We start from the raw sequence: 22,112 nt of genomic DNA, 5'->3' as shown, positions 1-22,112 counted from the left end.
CCCAGCATAAGTCTTCCGAACGCGTCCTTGTACCGGCCTGTCATTGTAGTATATTTTACGTCGGGTTTTGAAAACTATATTCGTATAACCATAGAGCAACGCGATTCGGACTCGAGCCGACATGATCCGAATCTTAAGCGTCTCGATTCCATTGTTGAAGCCCAAATCAAGGTACTGGATTTAAAATATACCTATAATAAATAACTTGCTTGTCAACCTATCGGAGTAACCGTGAGCAATCTGTATAATGGCTTTTTTCCATCTCTGGAAAAATTCAACTATCGGATATGGCTAGCTGGCGCATTCGTTTCTGACATAGGAACTTGGGTGCAGCGAACCGCTCAAAGTTGGTTGGTTTTGACTATTTTGACCGACCATAGTGCGACTGCAATCGGGACTGTGACATCTCTACAGTTTGGACCGCAACTTTTCTTGGTCGCCTGGACTGGGTATGTCGCAGATCATTTCGACCACCGCAAAATCCTGATATGTACCCAAGCGACCATGGGATTGCTCGCCCTCACAATTGGTGCGCTGATAGTGAGCGGCTTTGTACAATTCTGGCACGTTTTAGTATTTGCTGCACTGTTGGGCAGCGTATCCGCATTCGACGCGCCTGTACGGCAGATCTTTGCTGGTGAATTAGTGGGCGATACACATCTTGCCAACGCCGTCGCCCTGAACTCGGCATCTTTTTATGCAGCTCGGCTGATCGGTCCAGCCGTAGCGGGCCTGATCATCGCTGAGTTTGGAACGGGTTGGGCCTTCCTGATAAACGGCGCGTCTTTTGGCGCAGTGGTGACATCGATATTCTTCCTGCGTCTTGGTGATCTTCGCATGCATGCCTTGGCGAGTCGAAAGCGCGCCAGCGTAACCGAGGGCTTTCGCTACATCTTGTCCCGGCCGGACTTGAAAGCGGTGTTAGTCATGCTGTTCCTGGTTGGCACCTTCGGATTAAATTTCTCAATCTACATCCCTACCATGGCCGTAGGAATTTTTCATGCCGGGGCACGTGAATATGGCTTGCTAACGGCGAGCATGGCCGTGGGGACGGTCACGGGCGCACTCCTAAGCGCCGGGCGTTCAAATCCAAGCTTTAGAACTCTGGTGGGCGGTAGCAGTATATTTGGCCTGGGGTGCACATTGGCCGCCCTAGCTCCCTCCACATACACCTTTGCCGCTGCATTGTTCATCATTGGCATAGCCATCCTGATTTTAACTAATACTAGTAATAGTCTAATGCAGTTGTCAACAGAGCCGGCAATGCGCGGGCGTGTAATGGCTTCCATTGGTGCTGCGTATGGCGGAACACCAATCGGGGCACCTATCGTCGGCAGGGTCGCCGACCATTTAGGACCCCGCTGGGCGCTCGGCGTCGCCGCCGCGTCTGGTTTTGGAGCGGTTATTGTGGGCATGTACATACTACTGCGGAAGCATCGCGCAGGATAATTGCAAAACTATAAAATCATGATTGCCGCTTATATGTCCGCCGTCAGCACTCCTGAGACAGATTGAGGGTCTTCACGAACGGAGGATGGCTGGTTCATCGTAGCCCCCAGGAGCGAAGATGAAACAGACGTCCGGGTCGGCGCGGAAGCCTGCAGAAGCCGTGATCAAGGACATCCGCCGCGCCACGCGCCGGCAGTTCTCGGCCGAAGAGAAGATCCGCATCGTGCTGGATGGCCTGCGCGGTGAGGACAGCATCGCCGAGCTGTGTCGGCGCGAGTGCATCGCCAGCTCGATGTACTACGGCTGGTCCAAGGGCTTCTTGGAGGCCGGCAAGAAGCGGCTGGCCGGCGACACGGCCCGTGCCGCGACCGCCGACGAGGTCCAGGACCTGCGTCGCGAGGCGGGTGCGCTGAAGGAGGTCGTGGCCGATCTCGTCCTGGAAAACCGCCTGCTGAAAAAAAGTATGGCCGGGGTTGGGGGCGACGAGGCATGAGTGTCCGCCGTCAGCACTCCTGAGACAGATTGAGGGCCTTCACGAACGGAGGATGGCTGGTTCATCGTAGCCCCCAGGAGCGAAGATGAAACAGACGTCCGGGCCGGCACGAAGGCCGGCAGAAGCCGTGATCAAGGATATCCGTCGAGCCACACGCCGGCAGTTCTCGGCCGAGGAGAAGATCCGCATCGTGCTGGAAGGGCTGCGCGGTGAGGACAGCATCGCCGAACTGTGCCGGCGCGAAGGCATCGCCAGCTCGATGTACTATGGCTGGTCCAAGGAGTTCTTGGAGGCCGGCAAGAAGCGGCTGGCCGGCGACACGGCCCGTGCCGCGACCGCCGACGAGGTCCAGGACCTGCGTCGCGAGGCGGGTGCGCTGAAGGAGGTCGTGGCCGACCTCGTCCTGGATAACCGCCTGCTGAAAAAAGTATGACCGGGGCTGGGGGCGACGAGGCATGAGGTACCCGGCCTCTGAAAAGCTGGAGATCATCCGGCTGGTCGAGCAATCCCATCTGCCGGTGCGCGCCACCCTGGACAAGCTCGGCGTCACCCGGGCGACGTTCTACCGGTGGTACGACGCTTTCCAGCGTGGCGGCCTCGAGGCATTGGCGGATCGCCCGTCCCGACCCAGCCGGGTCTGGAACCGGTTGCCCGCCGAGGTTCGCGATCAGATCGTCGCTCTCGCACTGGAGGAGCCAGAGCTCAGCCCACGTGAGTTGGCGGTGCGCTTCACCGACGAGCGGCGCTACTTCGTCTCGGAGGCGACCGTCTACCGCCTGCTCAAGGCCCAGGACCTGATCACCAGCCCGGCCTACATCGTGATCAAAGCCGCCAACGAGTTCCGGGACAAGACCACCGCACCCAACCAACTCTGGCAGACGGACTTCACCTATCTGAAGGTGATCGGCTGGGGTTGGTACTACCTCTCGACCGTGCTGGATGACTTCTCGCGCTTCATCGTGGCGTGGAAGCTGTGCGCGACGATGCAGGTCGGCGACGTCACCGCCACGCTCGACCTCGCGCTGGCGGCGGCCGGGCTCGATCATGTGCAGGTGGCGCATCGGCTGCGGCTGCTCTCCGACAATGGATCAAGCTACGTCGCGGGTGATCTGGCCGACTGGCTCGGCAGCCGGGGCATGACCCATATCCGCGGCGCGCCCCGCCATCCTCAAACGCAGGGCAAGATCGAGCGCTGGCACCAGACGCTCAAGAACCGCATCCTGCTCGAACACGCCTACCTGCCCGGCGAACTGGAGGCGCGGGTTGCCGCCTTCGTCGAGCATTACAACCACGCTCGGGCTCACGAGAGCCTGGGCAACCTTACTCCCGCCGACGTCTACTTCGGCCGCGGCGAGGCCATCCTGCAGGAGCGGGCGCGGATCAAGCGCCAGACCCTCATCGATCGCCGCTTGCGCCACCACGCGCAGGCTGCCTAACTTCTCAACCCAGAAGGACCAGAGCCTCCGTTCCTGAGCGCCTCAAGTCGTCTCAAATCATCTGACGACGGACACCCGGGATGAAGGCGACAATTTAGTGGGCCATGCTCTCGTCGCCTTCACTACGCTCGTCTGTCCCCTCCTGTTCCGAGCTCGGATCAAATAGCTCTGCGCCTAGCCCTTAGTCGACATATTGATCAATGTCAGTTACTACTTCATCAATCGATTTGATCGCATAATCGAGGTCCACCTCCGGGATCGTCAGGGGCGGAGCAACGAATAGGAAATCATTTTTAGCCATTGTAATTATACCGCGTTCGAGGAGCAATGAATAAACCAAGTCGCCAAGAGAATTTGAGTTTTTCTGCAATTTTGCGGCCAATGAACTTTTACGACCCCGATCTGCAGTAAATTCAATTACGGCATACAGCCCTGAACCTCGCACCTCCCCAATGCACGAATGTCGCGAAAATATTTCGTTTAGTCTGTTTAAGAGGTATTCGCCAAGCTTAGAAGAGCGCTCGATTAATGCTTCCTCCTCGTAAACTTCCATATTTGCCAAAGCTACAGAGCATGCCAACGCATGTCCTTCGGTCGTCAACCCGCCGACGAAAGCGCGGTCGTTAAAGAAATCTCTGATATTTTCGTTCATTCCGACAAGACCGAAAGGCATATAACCAGATGTAACACCTTTCGCAGTCGTAATTATATCCGGCACTAGTCCGTAACGATGAGATGAAAACCATTCCCCACATCGGCCCCATGCACAAATCGTTTCGTCAGCGATTAGCAAACATCCGTATTTGTTGCATATCGAACGTAGACCGTGCAAGAATTTACTTGGCAATACGTATAGCCCGCTACCACCTATTATGGGTTCAATAACAATAGCAGCAACTGAGTTTGGGCCTTCGAGCTTGAATAGATTATCTACCGCTTCTAAAGCCATTGCCACTTCTTCATCCATGGACGTCGCCCCAAACGGTGAGCGATATTGTCCTGGCACATGAAACCGGCCAACCCCCGGTATTAAGGGCTCCGCCATTAATCGACGCGCATCACCCGAGATAGCTGATGCACCAGCCGTGGCACCGTGATAACTTTGCCATGCCGCAATGATCTTAGTGCGACCTGTATATGCTCTCGCAACCTTGAGCGCTGTTTCTATAGCATCAGACCCGCCGTTGCAAAAGAACACATAGTTAAGATCGCCTGGAAGGCGCGCCGCAACACGGCGTGCCAGTAAAGAGCGGGCCTCGGTGGCAAAATATGGGGCGACATAAGTAAGTTCAGACGCACCCCGCCTCATGACATTTTGAATTTTTGGATGACCATAACCAATATTTACGCTCATCTGGCCGGCGCCAATATCTATAAAGCAGCGCCCGTCCCTATCCCAGAGCCTAGAATTCTCTCCTCTAGTAAACGTCAGAGGAGTGAATTTTGGCTGCGGTCGCCACCCATAGACAACATGGCCATCGTCATCCAGTTCGCGGGGCTTGTTTGGCGGCAGCCCGCCGCCAAGCAAAGACATATTGAGATCGGCATATTCTTTCATGTGACCACACCTAATTAGTCTATATCAGGCTTATTGGGCTGAATTGACCAAAGTGATACGGATAATACATGAACTAGACGTGGGAATTTAGGCGCCTCTATCGCGGCTGTCAATCTCCTATTCGTTTGCTTTACAGGCGACGCTCGCCTTGCCATATACCTCTCTTTTCAAATTTCTATCCAACTGATCTGCGTCTCTGCGTGCGCCTTGCTCAATGGGATCGTCAGATCCGCCATAGTCACTCCGTCGTTTGTCTAGCCAAATACTAAGGTCTTTGGCGCTTCAATACGGCAGTTCCTCGCCTCGGAAACCCATCTACGGAGGTCGTTGATCGCTCGCCGGCGGTGCGCCCCAACAATCTGGATGTGGGATCTGCAAGACGCCTGCAATAAGGCGGAGAACGCATTTGGTGAGACTTGGACTGAGACTAGATTTGTAGCTTACGTTGGTCGGCGCAATATCAGCTTACACCCGCTCGCACAGCATCCAAGCCTTGGCCGCCTGACCCAAGCCAAACGGCCTCCGGGGAAGCCGGCGCGGTTCAGGGAATATGCGCCCCGATTGTACAGGACTGGCTCGATGCTGCCTTCTCCGACGCCACGGACAGGATCACCTACCTGAGACCCGTCCGGTAATGGTGCCAAGCGGGGTTGAGCGGTCGGGATGGCGATGATTCCACGAGGGTGCTGAAGCCTGACCTGGAAGCGCCATTTGGACCCCGACCACCCGGCGGCAGCATAGCCGCGTGGGCCTTCGCTATGAAGCGGACCTCACCGACGCCGAGTGGGCAGTGATCGCGCCACTGATGCCGAGGCCGGCGTCCTGTGGCCGGCCTCCGCTCTGGACGACACGGGAGATCCTGAACGCCATCTTCTACGTTCTGAGAGGTGGGATCTCCTGGCGGACGATCCCCAAGGATCTGCCGCCGCGCTCGACCACCTTCGGTTACGTCAGCCGCTGCGCAACACAGGGCTGTTTGGCCGGATCAACCAACACCTCGTCTGGCTGATCGCGAGCGGATCGGACGGGAAGCCTCACCGTCTGCCGCGGTCCTCGACAGCCAAAGCATCAAGACGACGGAGAGCGGCGGCCCGCGTGACTACGACGCCGGCAAGAGGGTCAACGGGCGCAAGCGCCAAGCGCTGGCCGACATGGACGGGCGCGCGCTCGTCCTCGATCCTCAGCCTGCCGACGTACAGGACCGCGACGGAGCCGTGCCGGTGGTGCGCCTGTCGCGTCGGACCTTCCCGTTCATCACCAAGGCGTTCGCCGATGCAGGCTATGCTGGCAACAGTCCGGCGACCGCCACGATCATCACGGTCGAAATCGTGCGTAAGCCGCCCGATCAAGTCGGCTTTGCCGTGCATCTAGGCCGGTGGGTCGTTGAATGGTTCTTCGCCTGGATCAGCCGCAATCGCCGCCTTTGGAAGGACCCAGAGGCGACCCTCGCCTCGGCCAGAGCCTTCCTCTACGCCGCAGCCGTCATGATCCCCGTCAGGCGGCTGGCCCGCTCAGCCTGACTTCTCGGACGGACTCTGCAGAAGTCCGGGCAATTGATTGGTCGCCTGGCTCGACGCGGCCGCAACCGGCGCGGTCGTCGCGCGGATCGAGGCGCGCCGGCATCACGCGCAGGCACTGATCGGGCGCGACCGGTTCGATCGGGCCTCTCTCCGCATCTCGGAAGCCGCGGCGCTCGTCGAGGCCAGCGGGGAGGGGAGGGCGATCTACCGACACGTGCTGGCCCTCGAACAGGGCGTGCTCGCCGAGCGCCAGAGCGACTCGGACGACGCCGTCGCGTGGTATCTTCGGGCCGTTGCGAATGAGGCGCGGCTTGTGACCGAGGGATCCGGTCCCGCTTCCTCTATGGCCTATGCCATCGGCGATCGCGACGCGATCGACGCGGTCTCGGCCCCGCTGCGACTGGTCGCGGCAACCCCAACGCCGGAACGTGTGCGGCACGCCCACAAGGCGGTCCTCGCGTCGCGGGGCCGTGCGACGAGCGCCGTCGGGACGCGCCGGGTATTCCACTCCAAGGACGCCCGCACGATCGACGAGGTTCGATCCGGACTGTTACGAGTGGTCGAGTGGGGCGGGCGGCTGCAGGGGGCCGGCCACCCGCCTGCCGTTCTGGCGGATCTCGCCCTCGCCCTGGCCGCTCTCGAGGGTCAAGCAGTCCTCGCCACGTCTCGGCGAGAAGGCCACACTCACGCATGGCCCTCGTTCTCCGTCCCGTCCCCTTGAGGCTGGCGAGGCGGCCGTAGACTTCGTCGTCGTTATCTAACAGGGGGTGATCGAACGGGGTCGCTCGGGGCGCAACGTCCGGCTTTACGCCTTCGTCACCGCGGCGGAGGTGCCGGATCCCGTCCTCGTCGCGTGGCCCGACGTGGCGCGGCGGCTCCGCGACCTCGATGAACTCCGGGAGGCGATGGCGGAGGCCGAGCCGGAACTGGCGCTCGCGCGTCGCCTCGACAATCTGTCGCGGGCGCTGTGGTGGCTCCTCGCGGCGCACCCTGCCCGCCGGCACGCGCCGGCTCTGCCTGCGCGCCGACGACAACCTCGCCCACCTGCAGTCCCCGGCGTTATCGGACCGCGGCAAGACCCGGATCTGCGAGTGGTACAAGATCGTCCTGGTCGGGCTGGACATGCCGGAGGCGGCGCCCGGCCAGCCCCCGCACGACTTCCTCGTCGTCGGGCGATCCCGCACGGGCCCTCTCGTGGCGACACCGGATCGCCGCGATGGCCAGGGAGGACGAGTCCTGCGTCCTGCCGATCGTCCGGTTGCGCGGCAGCCGGCGCGAAGCCGCCGCTGTCGCCCGGCTCCTGCGCGACCGCGGAAGGACGGTTGGCACGCTCCTCGTCGGCACCCGCGCAGCCCACAAAGCCATCATCAATGCCCTCCCGGCACGGTTCGTCGACCTGGCAATGCACGGAGACGCGGTCCCGCGCGGCGCGCGGGGGAGCACGCCGCGGGAGGATACCTTCGTCGATCACCAGGCTCCGGACTGGAGAGCAGGGTTGGGCTGGTCTGTGTTGGAGCGGAGGCGTGGCTCACGCGCACTCGGCCGCTGCAGGGCGACGACGACGGGCTTCTGCTCGTACGGGACATCGCGGTGCTGCGGCTCGCCGGCACGGAACTCGTGGTCCGTGAGGCCGGCGAGCCCGTAGGGGGGAGGGCATCCTGGCCCTGGCCGATGCCTTCCTGGCCGCCAGCGCGCGCACGGTGGTCGCCTCGGCCTGGCCGCTGGACGACCGCGAGACCACACGGTTCATGCGGGAGTTCTACGCCGCCCTTCTGGACGGCGCGACGGCACCGGACAGCCCTACGCGCTGTCCAGTCGGCCTGGTCCCGACCCCGGCGCCATCCCCGGTTATGGGCCGGCTTCGGCGTCCACGTCGGCGGAGAGATCTAGGCAACCTTGCGCTGGCAAACCAACTTTTCGGCCATATAGTTCATTTTTTTGACCAAGGGTCTTCATCGTGAAACCAGCCACCTGAGATGCAGGTCTGTTGGGCGCGGCGCCAAGCGGCGATTCAGCTCGCTCGGCGAACGAGCCGATCGCTATCCTCGGATGGAGATCCCCAACTTAGATAAAAATCTCAGATTGCTATTTTACGGAGGGGGCCATTCCACCCTGACTAGGTGGGAGATCTTAATCCGGCGCCTACAGACCTTGTTCGCATAATATACGTTATGGAACTAAAGCGCAGTCGTCAAACTATGAAGATAATTTACCGTAATAAACCTAATAAATACATCGCCAATCCGCAGCTAAGTTCTTCCTGTGTTCATCGGGACAGCAGGGGAGGGTGCTTTCCGAACACGGCATCGCCCTCCCCTCCCCCGGTGCATCTGCGTAACCGCGCCCTCAGGCGCCGCTGCGAGGTGGCCGCGGTGCCGTCGACCGCTTGATTATCGCCTCGGTACTCGGCGGGCCCTGCTGCAACTGCGGCAGCCGCCGCGATCACGTGGAACTCACCGACAGGCCGTTGTCCGCATCGGCCATGGAACAGGCCTACGTGGACAGACTGGTACGCGTCGCGATTGCTGAGGCCGGGCAGGGAGACACCTTTTAGGCCTTCCGCTGGTAGCTGACGATGCGTCACGGCATCCCGAAGGTCGGGGCACCGCTGATGATGTCGCAAGAGCCAGCGTGCGCGACGGACGGCGACGGCGCCCCGGCAGGCCGGCAATCAGCTTGCCGTCGTTCGTCGAGAGCCGCGAACGCTGCACCATGAGCGTTTCAATCCGACGACTGGCAACCCCATTCACGAGACGCCAGCCGGATCGGGGAACGCGGCCTTTCCGCCGGACACCACAGACGAGCGCAGGGCAGGATCGAGCTTCACTGCCGTCTCACGGCAGAAGGTTCCGAAGCGTTCAATGATCGATTCCCTCGTCCCCCCGAGGTCGAGATCCTCGCTCGGCTGCGGGGTCAGGATGACCTTCTTCGCGACGCACATCCACTCGTTGCCGGGTTGCAGATCCTGCCTGTGCCGGTACGGTGCCAGCGCGGCGAGGAAGAGCCCCCTGGCCTGCTGCGTGCCTGGGCCGAGGTAGAGTTCGGCGACCGCCCGGTCCCCGTAGCGCTTCAACTCGAACAGCAGGAGGCGATTGCTCGCGGTCCACTTGACGGCCTCCATCATGCCCGGGAGCCCGTCCCATTCGGCGCAGGCGAAGCGTAGGGAGGTCGTGCTGCACTGGTCGGCGACGAAGGTGAAGCCCAGGCCCGCGAACCGGCCGGCCATCTCGTCGACCTGATCGCGAAGGCTGGCGAACACTCCGCGCATGCCGTCGGGGCGGCGGTCCGCGAGGAACGTGAGGGCGGCGCGATGGCTCGCCCAGAGCTTGCGCGCGATCTCTTCGAGGGCATCATCGGTCACATGGTGTCTCCGCAACATGCCGAGAAAGCCCGCGAGCGCCGCCGAAGCGGCCGCATCGCCTGCCGGGACCTTCACCTGCTCGAGGGCGGGCACGAGCGCCTGGTACCGGAGCGGGATCCAGACCTTGTCGAGCGGATCCTCCGGGTCGACGGTCAGGAACACGTAGAGACGCCGCCAGCCCGGTCCGCCGAACTCCTTCTCGACCGTTCGCCGGTAGCCCTCGAGCTGGCTCGGTCCCTGTCGCGAGCCGATCTTGAGCTCGACGGCGACGACGAGCTTGGCGTGCCTGACCCGGACCAGGATGTCGATCCGATGCCATTCCCGACGTACCTCCGCCTCGTCGAGATCGAGCAGGTGGACGCTCAGCGGGGCGAGTCCCTCGGTCCCGATCCCTGCTGCGCGACCGGCGCGAACCGCCTCCATGAGGAAAGTGCGGAGGAGCCTCGCGCCGAAACCGTGCGCCTGACGAGGGTCGAGGAACGCCGCGAGGAGATTGCCGAGAGGGACCTCTCCACGAACGACATTGAGGGCCTCGAACAGGCAGAAGCGCCCGAGCGCCTTCTCCAGGTCGACGAACGCGGGATCTCCGACGATCAGTCGCTCGAGGGCGTCGATATGGATCGGGAGGCCGTCAGGGCCGTTCGGCAGCTCGGTCATCGTTCGACGGCCTCACGTCCCAGGGCATGCTTCGACAGGCGTTGAGCCTGATTTTGTCCGATGTACATTCCCTGAGGTGCCCCGTCCGATCGCTCACTGCCCCCTACATCGCGCCTCATCCCTGCGAAGAACATCCTTTGCAGGCGCGAGGCGTCCTCCGCCCGCGACCTTGGCAGAATGACCGCCGGGGCGCATCCCCTCCCAAGGTATGGAAATAGTGGGTCAGGCAATGCCGGGTCCGCCACCTCGAAGTGGAAGCATGCGTCCGAAGTCACGGAAGCCAGAGCCGCCGTTCTCTCAGTTGAGAAACGTCCTGGCCGCTCTCCCAGAAACCGGAGATCACGGCTTCGAGGGGCTGATCGCCGCAGCCTGTAGCCAACTGGCCGGTGTCCCGTTCCGTCTCGTCGGGTCCGGGCGGCAATTCGGTCGCGACGCCGAAGGTGCTGTCAGCGGCGGCGCCATCCTCGTCGAAGCGAAGCGCTATACGACCCGCCTGTCCTACGCCGATCTCTCGACGAAGCTCATCGAGGCGCTCGAGCGCTCGCGCCGTCATGTCGAGGTATGGTGCGCTGCCGCCACGGTTGCCCTAGACGCGGCCGACGCCGGTGATCTGCGCTCCATGGGAGAGGCGCGCGGCACGACGGTGCTCGTCCTGGACTGGACGCAGCCCGTGCCGCCGCTCGCCGTGCTCCTGGCCACTGCCGCTGGCGCCGTCGTCGACTGGTTCTCACGATGCGCGCCGGAGTCCGCGTCCGAGGTCGAGCGCGACCTCGTCTCGGTGCGAGCGCACCTGCTCTACGCCGACCAAGCCGGTGCCCTGAGGGCCGAGTTTCGCGGGCGCTCGCTCGGCCTTGCCTCGGCACGACGGCTCAACGCGGGCTGGATGCAGCAGCACTTCTCGGACGCCTGCCTCGCAGTTCACACCTTCAACCAAGTCCTGGCTCCTCTCGACCCGTCAATGCGACCAGCTCCCCTGACCCGCGCGCGCCTCGAGGCGCGCGTTCGCGACGCGATCGGAACCTGGAGCCCTGATCCGAGCGTGGTCATCCTTACCGGAGCACCCGAGGGCGGCGCGGGTGGACGCGGCGACGAGGGCGTCGGCAAGACCTGGGCGGCCGTGCGCTCCTGGCTGACCTTCCCGGACAGCGCAGACCGCCCGCGACCGCTCCTGCTCTTCATGGCTTCGCACATGTGGCGGGACGGCGACGAGAAGACGCCCATGGCGCTCCTTGCGCGGCTCGCGGCCGAGCAGACGGGTGCCGCCACGGCCGGGGCGTCGGAACGCTGGCAGGCCAAGCTCGAGCGCTGGCTCACGCGTTCCGATGATGCCATCGAACAAGTGCCCGCGATCCTGCTCGTGCTCGACGGCGTGAACGAGCGCACGCACCATCCCTGGCCCGCATTGATTTCCGCACTCGTGCGCGAAGCTTGCTCAAAAGCGCTCAAGATCGTCGTCACGACCCGACGCGGCATCTACGAACGCGACCTCGCTCCCCGCCTCGGGCGCGAGCAGCAGGTCATCACGGTCGAGGCGTTCTCCGACGAGGAGCTCGATCACCTCATCGAGCAGGCAGGACGGGCGCCGACGTCTGTTCGCGAGCCGCTGCGCGGCTTCCTGCGCAACCCGCGCGTACTCTCGGTCGGGCTCGATCTCCTCGACCGCCTGGACCCTGACGAAGTCAGCGTCGAGCGGCTGCTGTTCGAGTACCTGCGCAGGCGGCAAGAGGTACGCAGTCGCGGCGGCGCCCACACGCCCGAGCAGTTCGCCCGGATGCTCGTGCATCACGCACGCGAGATCAGGGAACGGCTTCTGAGCCAAACTCCGGCAAGGCGCGCGGTCGAGTTCGACGATCGTACGCTCCACCAGCGGCTCGGGTTGCCCGCCGGATCACCCAGCGTCGTCGCGGATCTCGGGGAGATCATCGACAGCGGCTTCATCCGGATCACCGATCACGCGCGAGGTCGCTACGCCTTGCGCGAACACGGCCGAACGCTCGGTCTCGGCCTCCTCGTGGTCGATGAGCTTGAGGATGCCGCTCACGAGGAGGGGGCGAGGCTCGATCAGATCCTGGAGACGATCGTCGACCCGATCCGTGCGATCGACGAGACCGCGCTCGTGCTGCTCGCCGCGCTCGATGTCGCGGCAGCTGACCGCAGCATCGGCGACCAGGTCGTGGAAGAGCTGCTCCATCAGGTTCTCACGCTGCAGAATATCCCGGGTGGCCCACGGGCGCGCATCTTCTCGGGCCTGGATACACGCACCGACGCCTTCCTGGCCGTCGCCGGCCGCCTCTATGGCGAGCGCGCGCGTCTCGGGCGTCGCGAGTGGATGAAGGACGCGCTCCTCGCCGCTCGCGATCGGCCGGCGACGGCCAGCCAGATCGATCGCGCCGTTCGTCGTTGGCTCCGCTCCTGGCAGTCCGAGCCCAAGGCATCGAACTTGGACGGTTACCCAGAGGAGCAATTGCGTCGCGCCCGGGCGCATCACGACGAGGCGGAGCGTCGGCATCGGCAGGATATCGCGGACCTCACCGCGGCCGAGCGAGCATTCGTCGACCGCGAACTCATCCCACTGCCGAACGACTATGCCCAACGCGTCGACGAACTCGCGCTCCCACTTCTGGCCGGACGATCGCTGCTCGACTACGCAGATGACCTTTTCGCGTGGTGCGTGGCCGTCTCCGCGGGTTGGGAAGCCGGCGGCTCATTGGAGATGATGTACTGGCTTCGCAGGCTCGATCCGGTCGGGTGGGCGGCGACCACACGTGCGATTGGCGTGCAAGCCGCGGCATTCCTCGTGCCGGACCGGTCTCGCATCTTCCAGTGGACGATTGAGTACGCCCTGAGCGGAAGCGGGGATCCCGCGCAGGCGCGCGAGGCGGAGGAAGTCTGGCTCTCCGAACAAGACGATCCGCGACGCCAGCGGACGAGACCTGCCATCGAGCTCCAGGACGTGAATCCTCTCGATCCTGGAGCGTCGGAGCCGACTGACGGACTCGATGAACTGATTCCCCGTTATCGCGTCTGGACGGAGGATCGTGGCGGCGAGCCACCGGCAGTGCTGATGCGGAGCTTCGAGTCTCCCTTCGCTCGCGCCCGACTCGTCCTGTGCCGCTTCAGACCCACCGCCATCGCCGAGATGCACCGGGATATCGCCGTGCGCTGCAGGGCGATTCCCGGTGTCTCGCCAACGGTGCTGGCGAACTTCCTGAGGCGCGACACCGCTATCCTGGCACCTGTCGCCGGCGCCCTCGTCGACTGGATGACGGACCTGCAGGCGCGCGGAGACCTCGAGCGCAAGGAGATCGACGCTCCGACCTTGCTTCTCGCATCGGTACTTCCGCACCTCGAGGCTGAACCGCAGTTCGACCTCCACGCCGGGCAGCGGGCTGACGCCGAGGACGCCTTCTGGCTGGGACGGATGTTCAAGCCGATGACCGACGATGTCGTCGCGGAGAAGCTGCATGCCGCGATCCAGGCGAGGGATACCCTGCGGGCTAGACTGGCGCTGATTGCGACGGCCGATGCCGGCAGTGGTAGGGAATCGGTGAGGCAGGCCGCGCGAGATGCTCTCGAGAGCAATGACGCCATCCTGAGAGCGGCCGCCTTTCGCGCCATGACACGCGTCGGCGGCGGGGACGACGACGCGCGGTTCACCGGGACATGGTGCAGGCGCGACGATCTCGTCGATGAAGCACAGGTGCGCGAGGACTTCTGGGGTTCGCTGTGGTTCAGCCGCGCCCACGGGAGCAGCGACGACCCAACGATCCTTCGCAGGCTGAATCCTGCGCTCCGAAGCAGTGCTCTTGAGCGCGGCGGCCCCCGCATGCTCGAGGCCGCGATCGATAACGTGATTGCGGTGCTGGGCGACGTGGATCCACGGGAGCTTCTACCGAGCGGGCTCGAGATCGACATAGTCCGATCCGACGACCTGCCCTCGGTGGGCGATCCGTGGGGGAGCTGGCATCGGGTCGGGTTTCCGGTCCAGGACGACGAGTTCGAAGCCGTCAACGGTTCGCGTCGACGCGTCCGCGATATGCGTGACTTCTCCGCCTTGAGGCGCAGGCTTGAGGCTGCCGGGCACGAAGTCCTGATGTATCCCCTCACGAGCGCCGCCCTCGACCGTGCCGCCTCGCATGCGCCCGAAGCGTTCAATCGGTTGATCGAAACAGTCGAGGGGCTCGCGCGAACGGAGAAGGGCACGCTCGCGGCAGTCTTGGCGCATGATCTCGGGCGCGTATTGTCCCACACGCAGTCGGAGCGAGCGGTGGCGCTGTTCGCGCTCTACGAAGCCGTGCGACCGATCCTGCCCGAGATCATGCCGACCAGCGGGCTTGCACGATCGACGCTTCTACTGTGGCGAGGCGCCGACCTGGATGAGATCGTTGCGCTGCGCCGCCAGCGGCTGGATGCGGCGCCAAACGATCTGCTGATCGCGCGCGAGGTTCTCGCGGCCGAGATGGTGGGCCGCCACGACTTCATCGCCGATTACGTCGCTGAACGGCTGTCCGGCGATCATCCCGCGGAACTCGCGCGAGCAGTCACGGTGGCCGGGTTCGCGGGTTCGGGGTATGGCCTCGAGCACGTCTTCGCGGACGACCGCTTCCGCTACGGGTTCCTGGAGCGCGCCGCGACCGCGGCCAAACACAACTTCGACTCGGCGCTTTGGGCCGTGCACTGGCATCGCGCGGCGGCCAGCGCTGCAGACCACGTCGACGTCTGGCGCTACGTGGAACTTGCCTCGGCCTGCGTCGACGCTCGCTGTGTCCTGTGGTCGGAGGAGGGAGAAGGCGGCTACCTCTTCGAGTGCCTGCGACCGACCTTACACGGCCTGTACGAGGCAGCGACCCGTCATCGCGATGACAAACGCGGCAAGACGCTGTTCGGACACAGCAAACCGCCGAGCTGGCTAGGTGATGCTCGCCCTGGAGACGTGCCGGGCGATCAATAGACCCTGCGGGCGTCGTGCCCGAGGTGGAGGGTGCATCGACGCTTCACGTCAGAGCCGTCTTGAAAAACCCAACAGATGGGTTTATGTAGCTGGATGGCGGGCACGATCTTCCGGCTCGGAGAGGTTCAGGTCTTCATCGCCGCGGAGGACCATCCTCCGCCGCACGTCCACGCCCGTCACACGGCGCAGGGTTGGATCGCCCGGTTCCGTTTCTCGTTCCTCTCGGACGTGGCAGCGCTCTACAGATTCAAGCGGCGAGGTCGAAACCCGACCCTGCGGGCACTGGACGACTTGGAGGAAGCGATCGTGCGGGCTCTTCCGGCCTGTCGGGCAGAGTGGTGGGCCACTCACGGGGGCCGGCATGGAATTGGTCTCGTCAACCGGCGCATCGTGACCCGCCCGGAAGCCAACGCCGACGGGCTGCTGGCGAAGGTACCGCTCGAGCCCGATCGCGGTGCAGTCACCATCGCTGCGGCGACCTACGACCCCGATACCGGACGGGTTACCTTGGCCCTTTCCGATGGGCATCAACTGGCACTGACATCAGGGCTTCACATCGAGGAGGCAGAGGAATGGCACAGCCGATGAAGCGCGCGGAGGACAACTGGGCTCTTCCCCGGCGCAAGCCGTTGACACAAGAGGTTCTGGATCGGGCCATCGCGACCGAGGAGCGCCTCGCGCCAGGGGAGCATCAGGCCAAGACGGCTTGGTTCGATCGGCGGCGGGACCTCGTGCTCATCCATCTGGCGGACGGGCGCGTCTTCGGCGCTGAGCGCGCGCAGATCCCGTCACTTCGAGCGGCTTCGCAGAACCAGCTCGGCAGCCTGCAAGCGACCGAGGACGGCGCATTCTTGTTCGTGGCCGAGCTTGATTTGCACGTGAACGTCGACGGCCTCGTCGGGAGGCTATTAGAGGGTTCACCTGCTACTCTCCAGCGCGTTGGGGCCGGCATGGCCGGCCGAACTAGATCGGCCTCCAAGGCGGCGGCAGCCGTTCGCAATGGACAACTGGGCGGGCGACCGCGGAAGCTGTCCAAAGCCGTCGAGGTAGGCTGACCCTGGAGCAGCCCTTCGCGCTAAGCCTCCGAGCGTGGATAATCCCCACTGGATCCATAGTCTCAGTCATGACGGGACTGACCAGGATTAGCCTTGGCAGTTTGATCGCCCAATCAATTCGAGCTACTAAGGATACAACCCAAGGATGGGCTTCGGTGCGATCACCAGCGCTTTTTTGGGTTGTTGATCGCAGCCAGCCGCGCGGGTGATCGTCGGTTGACGAGGCGTTCGTTTCACAGAGTTTGAGTGGAAGGATCAGTTCTGTGGCTAAGTTTGATGGCTACGCCTTTAACCTTCATGTCTTTCACCGATCCTATGCCCATCATGTATACTCAGCTGCTATTGCCACGTTGATGAGATAAATCCGTCATTTGGCGCAGCTGTAGCGCAGCGCTTGCTAGATACATCGAACCAATGACGAAACTCTTCGAGACATGGTGCGTTCACGACAATAGCGAGCGTGGTCTGAAGCGCTACTTGAAGCTGACGGAGAAGAAGGGCGGCCGGGCCGCCGTCCTTGACCATCTTGGTGAAACCGTTCGCAGTCATTACGAGCGCCTCGACCGGATCGCTGACGACGTGAGTCAGCTGGGTTTTCAGGGTGCTGCCGCGATCTTGAAGGAGGTTCTGCCGACGACGCCGAGGGCTCAGTCCGGTGATCTAGGAGAGATCCTTGCGTCAGAATTGACCGAAGAACTCCTCGAATTCGAGGTCCCGGTCAGGCGCATGCGCTTCAAGGATGGCCGAGAAGTCCCTATGCGGGGCGACGATTTCATTGGCGTCAACTTCTGTGCCGACGATGACGGTCTGTGGCTGCTCAAAGGCGAGGCGAAGAGTCGGGGTACTCTCAACAGGACAACCATAACGGAGGCCCGTGAAGCGCTGCAGCGCCATGAAGGCCGATGCACTCCCATGTCTCTGCTCTTCGTCGCGAACCGCTTGTTGGAGAGCGACAATCCGGACGAGGTGGCGCTCGGACGATTGATCCGCAACGAGGTAGGCCGCAAGGCTCTGGCGAAGAACCGCATCGATCACGCGTTGTTCACGTTGTCTGGGAACGGACCTGTGCAAGCGTTGGCAGAGGATTTCGAGGCGGCTGAGAGGGGTCGAGGGCACGCCGTCATCAATCTTCACGTCGAAGATTATGCCGACTTCATAGAATCGATCTTCATGCAGGCGGCCGACCTTGGAGACGGTTGACGAGCTACAGGCCTTCCTGGCCGACATGCTGCAGCCCGACGTGTGGGGTCAGCTGATCGCGCGCGGTGCGGCATGGTCGTTGATGCGCGAGGAAGGCGTGCTCCCCCAGGGTGCCCCCGCCTTCGGAGCAACGATCGAGACCGACCTTGTCGAGCATGGTTTCTCGGTCTTGCGAGGCGCCCTCGCGTTGCGCGAGACGGGCGAAGCATCGGAACTCGCCCGAAGTGCATTCGAACGCGCGGCCAATACCTTCGAGGCACTGGTTAGGAACGGCGATCTCACGGCCGCCGAGCGCGGGTTCCTCCGCACGATCGCGGCGGCGGCCTACCATCTCGCCAGCTATTCGGCGATCGCCTACTCATTGTTCTCGGACCAAGACGCCGACCTCAACACGACCGTCATGGAGAAGGCGCTCGCCCTTCTCATCCTGCGCGATTTCGGAAACCTTCGCGTGCTTGTGCGAGCTCGGCTGGGTGACGAAGCCATCGGTGATGCTGCACTTGCCCGGGGTCTAGCCGGTACGGAGCTCGACGCAGACGACGCGATCCAAGTCGTGCTCAACACCGCGGTCTGCAAATCACTGGCGTTCTTCGACTTCGCACTCCAGACTGGCGATCAGGACTTCCTCGACTACGCTCTAGCCACGCTCGATGTGGCCTTGCGGCTTGCCGATGAAGCAGCGGCTGTTCCCCTATGGTGGATCATCCGACTTGTTCGAAACCTGATCGCCGATCTCTGGCAGCACTCGTTGCACAGGAACCTTCCACTGATTCCTCCGAGCGGAGCGGAGGAGAAGTACTCGGCCTATCGTCGGATGTTCATCGACAGCCTCTACGGGGCGACGCAATGCCGAGGTGGAGCTTTGGCCTTCGCAGCGTGAGGCCGCCGTCAGGTCGACGGATCTGACCGACGATCTCGTCGTCGCCTTGCCGACGAGCGCCGGCAAGACCCGTGTCGCCGAGATCGCGGCTTTGATGACACTGTCAACGGGCAAACGGGTCTTGATCGTCACACCGCTGCGGGCGCTCTCGGCACAGACAGAGCATTCGTTCCGACGTACCTTCGGACCCCTTGGCTTCAAGGTCTCCTCACTCTACGGCGCGAGCGGGGTGTCGGAGGGAGATGAGGACGCCCTCCGCTCGCGTCCCATCGTCATCGCGACCCCGGAGAAACTCGACTTCGCGCTGCGGAGCGATGCCGACCTCATCAACGACGTTGGTTTGATCGTGTTCGACGAGGGTCATCTCATCGGCCCGTCCGAGCGCGAAATCCGTTACGAGATCCTCGTCCAACGACTGCTGCGCCGGCCGGACGCGCACGGGCGGCGCATCGTCTGCCTCTCGGCCATCTTGCCCGAGGGCGAGGCACTCAACGACCTCACGGCGTGGATGCGCAGCGACGCGCCTGGTGATCCGGTCAAGTCTACTTGGCGTCCGACGCGGCAGCGTTTCGGCTCGATCGTGTGGCAGGGTCGTTCCGCGCGTCTGAACTTCGATCATCGCGACGGCGGTCCCTACGTCGCGCGATTTGTCGAGAGCGTACCCCCGCGAGGCCGCGAGCGGAAGCCCTATCCACGAGACACCCGTGATCTGACGCTGTTCGCCGCTTGGCGCTTCGCCGCGCAGGGAAAACGCACCCTCATCTTCTCGACGCAGGCGAACTGGGTGGAGGGCTTCGGCACAGCGGCCGTTGAGTTCGTCCGCCGCGGCTACCTCGTTAGTCTCATCGATGATCCGGGCCCCCTCGCAAGGGCGCTCGAAGTCGGTCGGGAATGGTTGGGCGCGGATCACCCGGCCGTGAAGGCGATGGGCGTGGGCGTTGCAATTCACCACGGCAAACTACCTCAGCCGTTCCTGCGTGAGATGGAACTGCTGCTCGGCGCCGGCGTGCTCAAGGTGATCGTTGCCTCGCCGACCCTCGCTCAGGGTCTCAATCTCAACGCCGCCGTGCTGCTCGTCCCCTATCTCGTCCGTGCAGGCCAAGAAATCTCGGGCGAGGAATTCGCCAACGTGGCGGGTCGCGCGGGACGGGCTTTCGTCGACGTCGAGGGCCTCGTCTTGCACGTAGTATTCGACAGAGAAAGGTCTCGTCTGAACGACTGGCGACGTCTGATCCAGTCCGCTCGCCACCGCGACCTGCAAAGCGGGCTGTTTCAGGTCATCGCTGCGACTCTCGATCGGCTATCCCAGGCAGGAATCCTGAGTCGGCCTGATGCCTTCGAGTATCTCGCCAACGCGCGTGCTGGGTGGCAGATCGTCGATGACCCGGCTGCGGACGGCGACGTCGAGGAGGACGCCCTCTCCACGAACGTGGAGAAACTCGACGCGATGGTGCTCGGCCTGATCGAGGCCCTCGACGCGGATCGCGGAGACCTGTCGCGCCTCTTGGACGAGGCTCTTGCCGGCTCGCTCTGGGCCCGCAAACTCGCACGTGCGTCCGCGCAAGAGAACGAACGTCACCGAGCACTGCTCCGCGCGCGCGCCAACCTCATCTGGACGCTCACCACGCCGGAGGCTCGAAAGGGGCACTTCGCGATGGGCGTCGGCCTGGAGTCAGGGTTGGCACTCGATGCCATCGCCGCCGAGATCGGGCCTCTCGCCGACGCGGCCGATGCCGCAGCAATCAGAGGAGACGTGGCGGTGTTGACCGAAGCGCTCGTCGCGCTCGCGCAACGCCTCCTCGTCATCCGACCCTTCGCGCCGGAAACCGGGCTCGTCGTAGGTTGGGAGGGCATTCTACGAGCGTGGGTGTCAGGCGGCGATGTCGAGCGGATCGGCGCCGATCGGATGAAAGTAGTCGAGGATGCCTTCGCTTATCGACTCGTGTGGGGGCTCGAAGCGGTTCGGACCCGGCGAGTGGCCGCCGGCTGGACTCCCGATGTCGTGGTCGGCGGTGGTGCGGCCGCGGTCGAGACCGGCCTGCCGAACCTCATGATGGCCATGCTCGTCCGCGCAGGATTGCCGTCGCGACGCGCGGCGATGGCCGCGGTGCACACGGGTGGCGCCGACTTCGTGGACAGCACCGGCATGCGGGCATGGTTGCTCAGCCCCGAGATCGTAGACTTGTCTTCCCGGCCCGAGTGGCCAACGGCCGAGACAGCCGCGCTCTGGCAGCGCTTCCGCAGCGACGTGGTTGGGACTTCGGCACCGGCTTGGAGGGTACGAACCAAACTTCGGCAGCTCCAACTCGCCCCGGGTCAAGCAAGCCCCCCGGCCGGCGACTATCGCGTCGAAATTGATCACCGGGAGAGGAGTGCTTGGCTCCTTTCGGTTGACTTCCGACGCGTTGCGCGCGTCCGACGTCGCGTTCGTGATCCGCACCCCGCGCTCTATCGAGCACGCCTCGTGGACGGAGACGGCCGGGCTCACATTGAACGTGCAGGGCCGGGATCGGCCGAATGGGACGCTGAATGATCCGCGCGATGCCTACGACGGAAACGCGTGGTACAGGCGCGATTTTGCATCGTCGCTAGTTTCCGTGCGGCACCCCTCTGGGCGCGCAAGCGTTCGCCGTAGCGGGCGGGCATGGCTGGCGTTCTCCAGGAGCCCGCCTGCATCACTTCCAGGAGTTCGAACCCGGCCGCGAACATGTCCTGCGTCGCCCCGACTCGGGTCGAGTGCCCAGAGGGCAGACGCACCAGCTTGAGCCCAGCCGCCGTGGCCAGATCGCGATACACCCGCGCCACCTCCCCTCCCCCGAGCGCGGCCGGCCCGACCTGCCCGCCCTTCGTCAGCGGCCGGAACAGCGGCCCACTCTCCAGTCGTGCAGTGGCGAGCCAAGCCTCGATGTGCGCCATGGTGTCGGGTGCGAGGTACTTGATTGCCCCCTCCCCTTCCTGGTCGGCTTTTGAGCGCCGCTCCAGCACGGTGCCGGAGCCGTCCGCGCCCCTGTGCAGATCCCCTATATAAAGGGACGAGTTCGGAGCGGCGCAGCAGGGTATCGTATGCGACCGCGACCAGGGCTGCGGTGCGCAGCGCGATCAGCGGCACCTCGCGTTTCGCCTCCGTGACACGCCGGTGCAGCCGCCCGGGCGTCTTCACCTCCAGCATGCGCTCGCTGCTGCCCCGATTGAGCGGCTCGGCCTGCTTCTGGCGCCGGCCCTCAGATGTTCGGTCCCGAGAAAGCGCAGGCCGAGGCCGAGGCCGAGCAGCGCGCCAAGCGCCCATCTCGGTTTGGGGAGGTCCGCCTCCGCTTGGGGCGGGGCCCAGTTTGCGCGTCGCTTGCAAAAGAGGGAAAGGCAACCTGAGCCTGATCTTATACCGGCTGCATTTTCTGATAAGCTCGAAGCTCAGGCATGGGCGTGGCAGGCGAACGGCGGAACGCGCCCAACGTGTGTTTCGGCGTGCAACTTTGGTTCTTCCGCAGGTTCGGTGCTGAGGGCTTTTTGAGGCGTTGATCCTCGGAGTGTCCGAGGGCCAGCACGATGGTGATC

10 protein-coding genes and 3 pseudogenes are annotated in these 22,112 nt (G+C 63.5%); 11 read left to right on the top strand and 2 right to left on the bottom strand.

Annotation, left to right across the window (positions count from 1 at the left end; translation table 11 throughout):
- Positions 1-231 precede the first annotated feature (231 nt).
- The 3 genes and pseudogenes from MCBMB27_RS27945 to MCBMB27_RS27930 all read left to right on the top strand — a co-directional run bounded on the left by MCBMB27_RS27945 (position 232) and on the right by MCBMB27_RS27930 (position 3,378).
- Positions 232-1,449: an MFS transporter gene (locus MCBMB27_RS27945; RefSeq protein ID WP_075382169.1), complete on the top strand. Its 1,218-nt coding sequence runs from the start codon at positions 232-234 to the stop codon at positions 1,447-1,449.
- Between the two features lie 118 nt (positions 1,450-1,567).
- Positions 1,568-1,941 (top strand): annotated as a pseudogene (locus tag MCBMB27_RS27940) (transposase); the annotation flags it as partial.
- 86 nt (positions 1,942-2,027) lie between these two features.
- Positions 2,028-3,378 (top strand): IS3 family transposase gene (locus tag MCBMB27_RS27930; RefSeq protein ID WP_107646921.1). Its coding sequence is split into 2 segments (ribosomal slippage): positions 2,028-2,363 and positions 2,365-3,378, totalling 1,350 coding nucleotides; the frame shifts between segments, so codons are not numbered across the junction.
- 181 nt (positions 3,379-3,559) lie between these two features.
- Here the strand turns inward: MCBMB27_RS27930 and MCBMB27_RS27925 are convergent.
- Positions 3,560-4,936, bottom strand: a complete 1,377-nt coding sequence (locus MCBMB27_RS27925) for an aminotransferase class III-fold pyridoxal phosphate-dependent enzyme (RefSeq protein ID WP_083683990.1) — start codon at positions 4,934-4,936, stop codon at positions 3,560-3,562.
- A 709-nt stretch (positions 4,937-5,645) separates the two neighbouring features.
- Here MCBMB27_RS27925 and MCBMB27_RS27920 point away from each other — a divergent pair.
- The 3 genes and pseudogenes from MCBMB27_RS27920 to MCBMB27_RS31065 all read left to right on the top strand — a co-directional run bounded on the left by MCBMB27_RS27920 (position 5,646) and on the right by MCBMB27_RS31065 (position 8,417).
- Positions 5,646-6,456: pseudogene (locus tag MCBMB27_RS27920) on the top strand (IS5 family transposase).
- Between the two features lie 37 nt (positions 6,457-6,493).
- On the top strand, positions 6,494-7,177 hold the full coding sequence (locus tag MCBMB27_RS27915; protein WP_075382166.1) for a hypothetical protein: 684 nt from the start codon (positions 6,494-6,496) through the stop codon (positions 7,175-7,177).
- 934 nt (positions 7,178-8,111) lie between these two features.
- Positions 8,112-8,417 carry a CHAT domain-containing protein gene (locus tag MCBMB27_RS31065; RefSeq protein ID WP_083683946.1) on the top strand — a complete coding sequence of 102 codons (306 nt, stop codon included), beginning with the start codon at positions 8,112-8,114 and terminating at the stop codon, positions 8,415-8,417.
- A gap of 785 nt (positions 8,418-9,202) precedes the next feature.
- Here the strand turns inward: MCBMB27_RS31065 and MCBMB27_RS27900 are convergent.
- Positions 9,203-10,474, bottom strand: coding sequence for a PDDEXK-like family protein (locus tag MCBMB27_RS27900; protein WP_075382163.1), 1,272 nt, complete (start codon positions 10,472-10,474; stop codon positions 9,203-9,205).
- A 301-nt stretch (positions 10,475-10,775) separates the two neighbouring features.
- Between MCBMB27_RS27900 and MCBMB27_RS27895 the strand changes: the two genes are divergently transcribed.
- From MCBMB27_RS27895 to MCBMB27_RS27870, 5 genes and pseudogenes are all read left to right on the top strand, one after another.
- Positions 10,776-15,425 carry a hypothetical protein gene (locus tag MCBMB27_RS27895; protein WP_075382162.1) on the top strand — a complete coding sequence of 1,550 codons (4,650 nt, stop codon included), beginning with the start codon at positions 10,776-10,778 and terminating at the stop codon, positions 15,423-15,425.
- 93 nt (positions 15,426-15,518) lie between these two features.
- Entirely contained in the window at positions 15,519-16,013 is a 495-nt protein-coding gene (locus MCBMB27_RS27890) for a hypothetical protein (protein WP_075382161.1), read from the top strand.
- Entirely contained in the window at positions 15,998-16,480 is a 483-nt protein-coding gene (locus tag MCBMB27_RS27885) for a DUF2442 domain-containing protein (RefSeq protein ID WP_075382160.1), read from the top strand. Before MCBMB27_RS27890 ends, MCBMB27_RS27885 begins: the two co-directional genes overlap by 16 nt.
- A gap of 414 nt (positions 16,481-16,894) precedes the next feature.
- Complete coding sequence (locus MCBMB27_RS27880; RefSeq protein WP_075382159.1) at positions 16,895-17,680, top strand: Hachiman antiphage defense system protein HamA; 786 nt, start codon at positions 16,895-16,897, stop codon at positions 17,678-17,680.
- Positions 17,667-21,093, top strand: a pseudogene (locus tag MCBMB27_RS27870) (DEAD/DEAH box helicase). The gene MCBMB27_RS27880 and the pseudogene MCBMB27_RS27870 overlap by 14 nt, the downstream one beginning before the upstream one ends.
- Positions 21,094-22,112: the final 1,019 nt, after the last annotated feature.

The organism is Methylobacterium phyllosphaerae (genome assembly GCF_001936175.1).
Taxonomy (GTDB): Bacteria; Pseudomonadota; Alphaproteobacteria; order Rhizobiales; family Beijerinckiaceae; genus Methylobacterium; species Methylobacterium fujisawaense.
This window is presented reverse-complemented; position numbering and strand designations above follow the sequence as displayed.